The sequence below is a fragment of the Asanoa iriomotensis genome (genome assembly GCF_016862515.1).
In the GTDB taxonomy this organism is placed as follows: domain Bacteria; phylum Actinomycetota; class Actinomycetes; order Mycobacteriales; family Micromonosporaceae; genus Asanoa; species Asanoa iriomotensis.
Map to the genome: position 1 here is coordinate 57,524 of NZ_BONC01000041.1, position 10,633 is coordinate 68,156.

Genomic DNA, 10,633 nt, shown 5'->3' on the forward strand with positions numbered 1-10,633 from the left:
CCGCACCGGGTTGTGTAAGAGGACTGTTAGAACGCCACCGCAACGGCCCGGCGCGAGCGTCCCAGGGTCTCCCAGGCCGCGGTGTCCCGGCGCAGGGCGTCCCGGGTGGCGGCCGGGGCACGATCCCCGGCCGCCGCGCCGGCTCCCGCGCGTGCTGCGCGCGGGCGGAAGACGTGGCTGAGCAGCGCGTCCAGGTGCCACACCTGCTTGGGGTGGCCGACCCGGATCCAGAATCGCTCCCGGACCCCATCGACGGCAGTGGCCGCCAGCTCAACCGCGGACAGCCGCGGATCGGGGTTCCACGTCACGTTGCCCAGGTGGCCCAGTTCGGTGTTCAGATGCAGCCGGAGGCGGTGGAGCATCCGAGACTCGTGGGTCACGACCAGGCGGCGATACGTCAACAGCAGCAGGTACTCGCCCTGCGTGGGCCGATCGGCGCGATTGCAGCGGGCGACCAGCGCGGCGGCGTCGTCAGCGGCGACACACCGCCGGAAAACCGGCATGTGCCGGCTGACGGTCGGGATGGCCACGCCGGCTTCTGCGGCGGCGGGCAGGAACGTACGGGAGAAGACGTCCATGCCCTTCACAACGATGCGTCTCGTTGGCGGGACGCGGCCTGCCCTGTGCCGAGTTCTTTAAACCTCCATTAGGATCATTTACCCTAACGGGATTAAAGCGACTCGACGATCGTCGCGTTGGCCATGCCGCCGCCCTCGCACATGGTTTGCAGGCCGTAGCGGATGCCGTTGTCCCGCATGTGATGCAGCATCGTCGTCATGATCCGGGCGCCCGAGCCGCCGAGCGGGTGACCGAGCGCGATCGCGCCGCCGCGCGGGTTCAACCGGGCCGGGTCGGCTTCGGTCTCCGTCAGCCACGCCAGAGGCACCGGCGCGAACGCCTCGTTGACCTCGTACACGCCGATCTCCTCGATGCCCAGCCCCGCGCGGCGCAACACCTTGGCCGTGGCCGGGATCGGCGCGGTCAGCATCACGACCGGGTCGTCGGCCGCGACCACCGCGGTGTGGATCCGGGCCAACGGGCGCAGGCCGTGCGCGGCCGCCCACTCGCTGGTGGTCACCGCGAGCGCGGCGGCGCCGTCGGAGATCTGCGACGCTGAGCCCGCGGTCACCACCCCGTCGGCGCGGAACGGCGTCTTCAACTCGCCCAGCGCCGCCAGCGACGTGTCGCGCCGGACGCCCTCGTCGACGGCCACCTTCCCGCCGTCGGCGGTGGCCACCGGCGCGATCTCCGCGTCGAACAGCCCGGCGTCCTGGGCGGCAGCCGCTTTCTGGTGACTGGCCAGCGCGTACTCGTCCAGGTGGCCCCGGTCGAAGCCCCACCGCGCGGCCATCATCTCGGCGCCGACGCCCTGGCTGAACGGCACCGGGTCGTCGGCCGCGAAGCCCTCGTGGTCACGGTAGCGGGCCCGCACCTGGTCGCCGAACGCGTTGCCCTCGCCGATGCTGGAGCCCATCGGCACCCGGCTCATCGACTCGACCCCGCCGGCGACCACCAGGTCGCTCTGGCCCGCGATGACGGCCGCCGCCGCGAAGTGGATCGCCTGCTGGCTCGAGCCGCACTGCCGGTCGAGCGTGGTGCCGGGCACCGACTCGGGCCAGCCGGCGGCGAGCACCGCGCCCCGCGCGACGTTCCACGACTGGTCGCCGACCTGCGACACGCAACCCCAGACCACGTCGTCGACCTCGGCCGGGTCCAGGGCGAGCCGCTCGGCCAGCGCACGCAGGGCATGCGCCGAAAGATCAACCGGGTGTACGCCCGTCAGGCCGCCGTTGCGCCGCCCGACCGGAGTTCTGACCGCACCGACGATGACCGCGTCCCGCATGATTACTCCCCGGTAACGTGAGCTTTGACCGAATCCTACGTCGTGCGGCGGCCCGCCCGGCTGGGATGCTTGTTCGGTGACCTCGCACTGGCGGATCCCACCGGCCCTGCCCACGCTGAAGCTCGTCGGCGCCGTCCTGCTGCTGGTGCTGGCCGCGCTGTTCGCCACCGACACGGTCGCCCTGGCCGTGGCGGTCGTCGCGGCGGCGGTGCTGGTCGTCTGGGGCTTCCGTGACCTGCTGGCCCCGGTGCGGCTGGCCGCCGACGAGACCGGGTTGACCGTGCGCACCGGCTTCGCCGGCCGGCGGCACATCCCCTGGTCGGCGGTGGAGCGGATCGCGGTCGACGAGCGGTCGCACGCGGGCGTGCGCAGCGAGACCCTGGAGATCGACACCGGCGACGCGCTGCACGTGTTCAGCAAGCACGACCTGGGCGCGCCGCCGGAAGAGGTGGCCGCCGCGCTGAACGCGGCCGCTAAGCGGTGACGCTCGCGACCTTGGCGAGGGTGATGCCGACCAGCGCGACCAGCACGATCGCGCAACCCACGGCCTGGATCACCGTGCGCCGGTCGCGCGGTGCGTAAGCGAGGATCGCCGCGACCAGCGCTCCGGTGACCAGGCCACCGACGTGGCCCGCCCACGAGACGCCCGGCAGCGTGAACGTGATGACAAGGTTGATCACCAGCACGACGAGGATCTGCCGCGTGTCGCCACCGAGCCGCCTGGCGATCACGAAGAACGCCGCGAACAGGCCGAAGATGGCTGTCGAGGCGCCGGCGCTCGTCGCGTTCGGGTTGATGAGGAGCGCCGCGACGTTGCCACCGATGCCGGCCAGCAGGTAGAGCGCCGCGAACCGGAACCGGCCGAGCGCGGCCTCGAGCGGGCGGCCCACCGTCCACAGGGCCCACATGTTGAACAGCAGGTGGATGATCCCGTAGTGGATGAACATCGCCGTGACGAGGCGGTAGTAGCCACCGTCGTAGACGCCGGTGTAGACGACGACGCCTTGGTTTGTGTTCCAGCCGAACGACGGGCCGAACACGCCGCCGGCCAACTGCCACTGCGTCAGCTGACCGAACAGGCCGCCGTTGGGAAGCAGGGTGTCGGCACCGTATAGCGCGACGCCGATCAGCGCCGCGATGACGTTGAGCCCGATCAGCGTCTTGGTCACCACACCGTCGCGGCCGGCGACACTGCCGCCAAAGGCAGTGCGCGCCGACCGCTGGGTCCGGCGTCCTTCGGCGACGCACTCCGGGCACTGGTGCCCGACCGAGGCGTCGCGCATACAATCCGGGCATATTGGGCGCTCGCATCGCGTGCAGCGCACCCAGGTCTCCCGCGACGGGTGCCGATAGCAGACCGGCGCTGCCGTCGGGGGCGATTCACTCATGCCAAGAAAGGTACCTGGCTCCGTCGATCAGCCGTTTACCCGCTGGATCTCGACGCGCTCGATGACCACGTCCTCCAGCGGACGGTCGCCGTGGTTGGTCGGCGTGTTCGCGATCGCGTCGACGACCTTGGCCGAGTCCTGGTCGGCGACCTGGCCGAAGATCGTGTGGCGGTTGTTCAGGTGCGGCGTCTGGCCGACCGTGATGAAGAACTGCGAGCCGTTGGTGCCCGGGCCCGCGTTGGCCATCGCCAGCAGGTACGGGCGGTCGAAACGCAGCTCCGGGTGGAACTCGTCGGCGAACTCGTAGCCCGGGCCGCCGCGACCGGTGCCGGTCGGGTCGCCCATCTGGATCATGAAGCCCGAGATCACCCGGTGCGAGATGGTGCCGTCGTAGTAGGGCCCGTTGCCCTTCTGCCCGGTGCGCGGGTCCACGTAGTCGCGGGTGCCCTCTGCGAGCTCCACGAAGTTCTGCACCGTCTTCGGCGCGTGGTTCGGGAACAGCTCCAGGCGGATCGGGCCGCGGTTCGTATGCAGGGTGGCGTAAAGGGTCTCGGCCACGGGTACTCCTCCGTCGTCGGTGAGTTTCAGTTCGATCCTCCCATGTGCCCGTTCCGGCAATGCGGACACGTCCAAAGGTGGAGGATGCAGGAGGAACTACGCCCAGGAAGGTGGGGGTCTGGTGTTTGGTATCCGACGGAGAACTCGCGCTGAGTTGGTCCGAACCGAGCTCGGCGACAGCCTCGAGCACTTGAAGGCCGCCGCCGGCCACGCGGCCGGCGGGGTCAGCACGGCGGTCCGGCCGCGGGTCGAGTCCGCCCGCGATTTCGTGATCCCGTCGGCTGCCCGGGTCCGCGATGCGGCCGGCACCGGCTGGGAGTCGACCCGCAGTGGCTGGGAGTCGACGCGGACGTCGGTCCGGCCGCTCGCCTCGGCCGCGGGTCACCGCACGCGCGACGCCGCGAAGGCGGTGCGCAGGCCGAGCCGGGGCAACGGCCGGCGCGCCGACAAGGCGGTCGACGCCGGTGCGAGCAGCCGCAGGTGGCCGATCGTGGCCGCGATCCTGGTCGCCGGCGCCGCGTTCGGCGCCGCGGCGGTCATGCGCCGGCGCCGGCAGCAGCAGTGGGACGAGTACGACCCGAGCAAGTCGCTGGACTCGGCCCGCCAGGGCGCGTCGGGCGGCGGCCGGGGCCACAGCCACGGCCGGATCGGTGACGCCGCCGACGCCGCCCGGTCCTCGGTGAAGAGCGCGGCCGCGACCGCCAAGAGCGCCGCCACCTCGGCCCGCAGCCGGGCCGGCGAGCGCTTCTCGTCAACCGGGCAACCGCCGCAGAGCACGGACCCGACGGCCAGCAGCGAGCACATGAACTCACCCAACGGCCGCAGCTGAAAGCACAAGGAACGGTCCGTTATTAACACTCGGTGTTAGTAACGGACCGTTCCTATGCGGAAAGCGTTAAGAACGGACCGTTCCTTACAGCCAGCCCGAGCGGCGGAACCAGCGGTAGAGCACGATCGCCGCGAGCAACATCAGGGTCAGCACCGCGGGATAGCCGTACTCCCAGCGGAACTCCGGCATGTTCGGGAAGTTCATGCCGTAGATGCCGGCGATGAAGGTCTCCACGGCGAAGATGGCCGCCCAGGAGGCGATCTTGCGCATGTCGTTGTTCTGCTCGACGGAGACCTGCGCCAGGCGTGCCTGGAGGATCGAGTTGAGCAGGTCGTCGTAGCCGTTGACCTGCTCGGCGACCCGGATCAAGTGGTCCTGCACGTCACGGAAGAAGCGCCGGATCTCCTTGGGCACGTGCCGGTTGGTCGACTCGGTCAGCTGCATGATCGGCCGCAGCAGCGGGACCACGGCCCGCTTGAACTCGACCAGCTCCCGCTTCATCTGGTAGATCCGCTGGATCCGGCCGTGCACCTGGCGGGCGAAGACCTGCGTCTCCAGGTCGTCGAGGTCGGTCTCCACCTGGTCGCTGACGTCGATGTAGAGGTCGACGATGTGGTCGGCGATCGCGTACGCCACCGACCAGGGGCCCTGCGCCAGCAACTCCTTGCGCTGCTCGAGCCCGGCCCGCACGGGCGCCAGTCGGCAGGCGTCGCCGTGCCGCACGGTGATCACGAACTCCGGACCGATGAACAGCATCACCTGGCCGGTCTCGACCACCTCGGTGGTCTCGGTCAGCTCGGCGTGCCGCACGTACCGCGCGGTCCGCATGACCAGCGAGTTGATCTCGCCGAACTGCTCCAGCTTGGGGCGCTGCTCGGCGTGCACGGCGTCCTCGACGGCCAACTCGTGCAGCTCGAACGTCTCGGCGATGCCGGTCATCGTGGTCAGGCTCGGCTCGTGCAGCCCGACCCAGACGAACGCGTTGCCGGTCTCCTCGCGCGCCGCGTGCAGCGCGTCCTCCGGCGACCATTCGCCGGGCTGCCGCACGCCGTCGACGTACAACGCGCAGTCGACGATCGTGTCCCGGCCACGGAACCCAGCTGGCGCCACGGGCTTGGGCTCGGCGGGACCGAGCATGCGGGTCATCGCCCGGACCGGATCGCTCCACGACCTGGTCTTGGGGCGAACCTGATCGGTCTTGTCGGCGTCAGTCGCCATCGACATGCCTCCCTCCGAACCCGGCAACCCGGATGGGCCGAGAAGGAGGTTACGCCCGGAAGGTGGCCACAGGCCGTCAGGATCGCGTCATGAAGACCCCGCCGGGGGGCGCCGGGTGGACCGGCCGCGTCGGGGGGTGGGGTGCGAGCGGCCCACCCGGCGCCATCGGGGGCGGGGTAGTGCTGAGGGGGTCGGTTTCCGACACCGGACCGACCGGTGGATCGCATTGTTCACCGTCGACCCGTGCCGGGTCAGCCCCTCATCACACGGATGGGGCACTCTGTCGGGAATCCGACAGAGTGCCGTTGGTCGTCCCCAATTACCCGCGGATATCCTCGATGGCCGCCGCCAGCCGGCGCACGCCTTCGTCGATCTCGTCGACGGTCACGGCCGAGAACGCCAGCCGCAGCGCGTGCTTGCCGCCCTCCAGCAGGAAGTCGCTGCCCTTGACCACGGCCACGCCGCGCGCGGTCGCCGCCGGCAGCAGCTTGTCGACGTCGACATCCTCGGGGAAGTCGACCCAGAGGAAGTAGCCGCCCTCGGGCTCGGTGAAGGAGACGCCCGGGATGTGCTCGCGCAGCGCGGCGGCCAGCACGCGGACCCGCTCGGCCAGCGCCGTGCACACGGTGTCGATGGACCGATCGAGGTCACCGGCCACGCAGAACTGGTAGACGATCGCCTGCGCGACCATGCCGGGCGAGATGTAGAGGTTCGTGGCCTTCTTGGCGATCTCCGCGATCAGCGGCGCGGGCCCGACCAGGTAGCCGACCCGCACGCCGGGGCAGACCGTCTTGGTGAAGCTCGACGCGTGCACCACCACACCGCGATCGTCCATCGACAGCATCGACGGCAGCGCGTCGCCACGGAACCGGATGTCCGCGTACGGGTCGTCCTCGAAGATCGTGAAGCCGTATTCGGCGGCCAGGTCGAGCAGCGCGCGCCGCTTCTCCGCCGAGAGCGTGACGCCGGCCGGGTTCTGGAAGTTCGGGATGATGTGGGCGATCGTGGGCCGCACGCCCGACTCCAGCAGCTTGCGCAGCTCGTCGACGTCGATGCCGTCCGCCGCGGTGCTCACCGCGTGCACGTCGCCGCCCTTGTTGCGCAGGTTGAGCAGCGTGCGGTCGTAGGTCGGCCGCTCGACCACGACGGCGTCGCCGGCGCCGACCAGGTGGTCGAAGAGGAACGCGTCGGCCTGCAGCGAGCCGTTGGTGACGAGCACCTGCTCCGGCGCGACGCCGTGCTTGTCGGCGATCCACTTGCGCAGCGGCAGGTAGCCGACGGACGTGCCGTAGGCGGTGACGCCACCCGGATCGGCGTCGAAGGCGCGCACGGCGGCGGCCTTGAGCCCTTCGACGTCGACGATGTCCAAGGACGGTGCCCCACGGGCGAACGAGATGAGCTGCGCGGCGGTCATGGGTAACCAGCCTAGGAGAACAAGTCAGTCCGGCAACGTGCGGGCGGTGGGCATCACTCGGTCGATCCACCAGGCCAGTTCCATCTGGTCGGTGGTCTTCGACCAGCCCAGTTGCACGAACGCGCCGAGCAGCGCCAGCTCGAGCTGCCGGTCCCACCAGCCCGCGGTGTCGATCTTGTGGCGGTCCAGCGCGGCCCGGTATGCCTCGATCGTGGCGTTCTTGCTCTCCGGCAGCTTGCCGGCGTTGAGCGCCAGGTAGCCGGCCAGGTCGACGCAGCAACCGGCGGCGCCCGCCCAGCCCCAGCCGAGCAGCGCGGTGCGCCCGTCACCGATCGGCCGCAGGTTGCCGACCCGCCAGTCGCCGTTGACCAGGGTGGTCGGCAGGCCGTCGAGCTCGGCCAGCAAGGGTGCCGGCTCGACCGCCAGCGCGAGCGCCACCGCGTGCGCCTCTGGCTGGTCGGCGGCGAGGGCGGCCCAACCCACGACCAGGGCATCGGCGCCGGAGCCGGCCTCTCGGATGCCGGTCGACGGCGCGAGCGCGGTGTAGCGGGCGCCGGGGGGCGCGAGCCCGACCGGGTCGGTGAAATGCCAGAACCGCGCGTGCATCGCGGCCATATGGTCGAGCACGCGATAGTGCGAATCAAGATCGATTTCCCAGGGTACGGAGGACCGCGGCTCGTCGAGCACCAGCAGGTCGGCGATCTCCGTGGTCGGGTCCCAGCTCACCCCGGCGATGGTGTGGTCGACCGTGCGGGGCAGCCGGTCGAGCAGCCCGCCCTGCCAGAGCAGCACGGTCCAGGGCGCCCGGCCGTCGGCGCCGTCGCCGAGCGCGCGCATCACCCAGTCGAGCGGCCGCCCGATCCGCTCGATCCGGAACCGCTCGTCGCCGATCAGCAGCGTCTCGGTCGCGGAGTCGACGTCGCCGGGCGGGTCACCAGCGGGCTCGCGGCGCACGGGCCGACCGGCCGCGACCGTCTTGATCATCTCGGTCGTCGAGCCGTGGACCGCGCGCCCCGTCATACCCCCAGTTTGCCCCGAAAGGGTCAGACGCGCTCGCGGGCCGCGGCCCAGACACGCATGATGTCGCGGACCGAGACCACCCCGACCACCTCGGTGCCCTCCAGCACCACCAGGTGGCGGAAGCCGCCGCGGGACATCGCCAGCGCCGCCTCTTCGAGCGTCCACTCAGGACTGGCGTAGACCACGTCCCAGGTGATGTGCCCGCCCACCGTTTCCACGTCGGGGTCGAGGTTGCCGCCGATGGCGTAGAGCACGTCGCGTTCGGTCATGATGCCGATCCCCTGGGCATCGGGATCGATGACGACGGCGGACCCGACCCGGCGGGTGGCCATCATGCTGGCGGCCTGCCGGAGCGTGTGTTCGGGACCGACGACCAGAACCTGTTTGGACATGGCATCGCGAACCTGCATGACACATCCCCCTTGAAGGCCACCGTACGGACATAGTGGTCCTGCCGGGACAGAACTACAAGACTTGCGCGCTCAACCAGCCTGTCGTACGCCCGGCAGCACCTCGGTCGCGAGCCACTCGACCCGCTCGTCCCGATCGGCCCCGCTGACCCGGAAGTTGAACGCCGACAAGCCCAGCCGCACGTAGCCCAGCAGTGTCTCGGTCACCTCACCCGCACCGCCCGGCGGCACGTCCAGGTGGTAGCCGCAGGTGATCTCCTCGATGGAGCGTCCGGCCTCCTCGGCGGCCCGGGCGATCCGGTCGCGCCGCCCGGGGATGGTCTCCGGCGGCGCGTGACCGAGCGAGGGAATCCAGCCGTCGGCCAGCCGGCCGGTCACCGCGAGCGCCCGCGGCCCGAACGTGCCGACCCAGATCGGGATCGCCCGGGCCGGCCGCGGCGTGATGGTCGCGCCCTGCGTGCGGTGGATCCGCCCGGCGAAGCTGAACGCGGGCCCGGTCCACAGCCCACGGATCACCGCGATGGCCTCCGCGAGGCCGTCCACCTTGTCGCGCGGCGTCGGGACGCCGATGCCGAACGCGCGGAACTCGTGGTCGGCCGAGCCGCCGCCGAGGCCGAGCAGGAGCCGCCCGCCGGAGAGCCGGTCGAGCGTCTCGGCCATCTTGGCCACCAGCGCCGGGTTGCGGTAGGGCACGCCGAGCACCCGGGGCAGCACCCGCAGCCGGCCGGTGTTGGCCAGCATCCAGGTCAGCATCGTCCAGTTCTCGAAGCTCGGGTCGTCGCCGCACGGGTGGTCGGACGCCGAGACGAAGTCGAAGCCGGCGGCCTCGGCCGCGCGGGCCGCGGCGACCGGGTCGACCGCGGGCTCCCCGGGCGAGGTGGTGGCGGGCACGTCCAGCCCGAACAGGATTCTCGTCATGCCGGTTGTCCTTTCGGGACGGTGAGCAGGGGCAGGAAGACCCCGACCAGAGGACCGATGGCCAGTGCGTACGCGATGGTGCCGAAACCGACCGAGCCGCCGAGCACGAAGCCGATGGCGAGCACGGCCAGTTCGATGCCGGTGCGGACCAGCCGGATCGAGTGGCCCCGGGCGGCGAGCCCGGTCATCAGCCCGTCGCGCGGGCCGGGGCCGAGGCCGGCGCCGACGTAGAGCCCGGTCGCGACCGCGTTGGCGAGGATGCCGGCGACCAGCAGCGCGATCCGGACGGGCAGCGCGTCGATCGGCGGCAGCAGCCACAGGGTGCCGTCGGTGACCAGGCCGACCACCACGACGTTGGCGACCGTGCCGATGCCGGGCCGCTGGCGCAGCGGGATCCAGAGGAGCAGCACGACGACCGCGGTGAGGTTGACGACCAGGCCGATCGACAGCCCGATCCGCTCCGCGACGCCCTGGTGGAACACGTCCCACGGGCCGAGGCCGAGGTCGGCGCGGACCATCAGCCCGAGGCTGACCCCGAAGAGCACCAGACCGGCGAAGAGCCGCAACAACCTGCTTGACATGTCAAACAGAGTAGCGACTCTGTTTGACATGTCAAGCAGAGTGTTTACGCTGGTCCTATGACCAGGTGGCTGACCGACGACGAGATGCGGGCGTGGCTCGGCTACCGGCGGCTGCGCACGCTGCTCGACCTGCAGATCACCCGCGACCTGGCGGCCGACTCCGGCCTGTCCGACGCCGACTACGACGTGCTCTCGACCGTCTCCGACGCACCCGACCACCGGATGCGCCTCGGCGAGCTCGCAGCCGCGATCCGCTGGTCGGTCAGCCGGCTGTCCCACCACGTCAGCCGGATGCAGCAGCGCGGCCTGGTCACCCGCGACGACTGCGCGAGCGACGGCCGCAGCGCCACCGTGGTGCTCACCGAGGCGGGCTGGGCAACCATCCAGGCGGCGGCCAAGCTGCATGTGGCATCGGTGCGCCGGCACTTCGTCGACCTGCTCGACCCGGCCGACC

Annotated in this window: 13 protein-coding genes; 3 read left to right on the plus strand and 10 right to left on the minus strand. The window is 71.0% G+C overall.

Translation table 11 applies throughout. From position 1 onward, the window contains the following. Nucleotides 1-26: 26 nt before the first annotated feature. The gene (locus tag Air01nite_RS25975) at nucleotides 27-578 is read right to left on the minus strand and encodes a hypothetical protein (protein ID WP_239090975.1); all 552 of its coding nucleotides are present in this window, start codon (nucleotides 576-578) and stop codon (nucleotides 27-29) included. A gap of 92 nt (nucleotides 579-670) precedes the next feature. After that, nucleotides 671-1,843 (minus strand): thiolase family protein, encoded by a 1,173-nt coding sequence (locus Air01nite_RS25980; RefSeq protein WP_203705921.1) that lies wholly within the window; start codon nucleotides 1,841-1,843, stop codon nucleotides 671-673. 76 nt (nucleotides 1,844-1,919) lie between these two features. Here Air01nite_RS25980 and Air01nite_RS25985 point away from each other — a divergent pair, with 76 nt between their 5' ends. Then, on the plus strand, nucleotides 1,920-2,327 hold the full coding sequence (locus Air01nite_RS25985; protein ID WP_203705922.1) for a PH domain-containing protein: 408 nt from the start codon (nucleotides 1,920-1,922) through the stop codon (nucleotides 2,325-2,327). Here Air01nite_RS25985 and Air01nite_RS25990 read toward each other — a convergent pair. Together Air01nite_RS25990 and Air01nite_RS25995 are read right to left on the minus strand one after the other, a co-directional pair. Then, nucleotides 2,317-3,231, minus strand: coding sequence for a rhomboid family intramembrane serine protease (locus tag Air01nite_RS25990; RefSeq protein WP_203705923.1), 915 nt, complete (start codon nucleotides 3,229-3,231; stop codon nucleotides 2,317-2,319). The genes Air01nite_RS25985 and Air01nite_RS25990 overlap by 11 nt on opposite strands. A gap of 27 nt (nucleotides 3,232-3,258) precedes the next feature. Then, nucleotides 3,259-3,789 carry a peptidylprolyl isomerase gene (locus tag Air01nite_RS25995; protein WP_203705924.1) on the minus strand — a complete coding sequence of 177 codons (531 nt, stop codon included), beginning with the start codon at nucleotides 3,787-3,789 and terminating at the stop codon, nucleotides 3,259-3,261. A gap of 154 nt (nucleotides 3,790-3,943) precedes the next feature. On the opposite strand from Air01nite_RS25995, the gene Air01nite_RS26000 reads away from it, so the two are divergent. Beyond that, complete coding sequence (locus Air01nite_RS26000) at nucleotides 3,944-4,618, plus strand: hypothetical protein (protein ID WP_203705925.1); 675 nt, start codon at nucleotides 3,944-3,946, stop codon at nucleotides 4,616-4,618. A gap of 84 nt (nucleotides 4,619-4,702) precedes the next feature. Here the strand turns inward: Air01nite_RS26000 and corA are convergent, their stop codons facing one another. From corA to yczE, 6 genes are all read right to left on the minus strand, one after another. After that, nucleotides 4,703-5,836, minus strand: coding sequence for a magnesium/cobalt transporter CorA (gene corA / locus Air01nite_RS26005; protein WP_203705926.1), 1,134 nt, complete (start codon nucleotides 5,834-5,836; stop codon nucleotides 4,703-4,705). 319 nt (nucleotides 5,837-6,155) lie between these two features. After that, nucleotides 6,156-7,250 (minus strand): aminotransferase-like domain-containing protein, encoded by a 1,095-nt coding sequence (locus Air01nite_RS26010; protein WP_203705927.1) that lies wholly within the window; start codon nucleotides 7,248-7,250, stop codon nucleotides 6,156-6,158. 24 nt (nucleotides 7,251-7,274) lie between these two features. Further along, nucleotides 7,275-8,270, minus strand: coding sequence for a hypothetical protein (locus Air01nite_RS26015; protein WP_203705928.1), 996 nt, complete (start codon nucleotides 8,268-8,270; stop codon nucleotides 7,275-7,277). A 23-nt stretch (nucleotides 8,271-8,293) separates the two neighbouring features. Then, nucleotides 8,294-8,680, minus strand: coding sequence for a CBS domain-containing protein (locus Air01nite_RS26020; protein WP_203705929.1), 387 nt, complete (start codon nucleotides 8,678-8,680; stop codon nucleotides 8,294-8,296). A gap of 72 nt (nucleotides 8,681-8,752) precedes the next feature. Then, entirely contained in the window at nucleotides 8,753-9,598 is an 846-nt protein-coding gene (locus Air01nite_RS26025; protein ID WP_203705930.1) for an LLM class flavin-dependent oxidoreductase, read from the minus strand. Continuing rightward, nucleotides 9,595-10,179 (minus strand): membrane protein YczE, encoded by a 585-nt coding sequence (yczE, locus tag Air01nite_RS26030; protein ID WP_239090976.1) that lies wholly within the window; start codon nucleotides 10,177-10,179, stop codon nucleotides 9,595-9,597. Before yczE ends, Air01nite_RS26025 begins: the two co-directional genes overlap by 4 nt. Before the next feature lie 57 nt (nucleotides 10,180-10,236). Here yczE and Air01nite_RS26035 point away from each other — a divergent pair. Then, nucleotides 10,237-10,633, plus strand: a 397-nt coding sequence (locus Air01nite_RS26035) for a MarR family winged helix-turn-helix transcriptional regulator (protein WP_203705932.1), incomplete at its 3' end; no start/stop codon positions are given.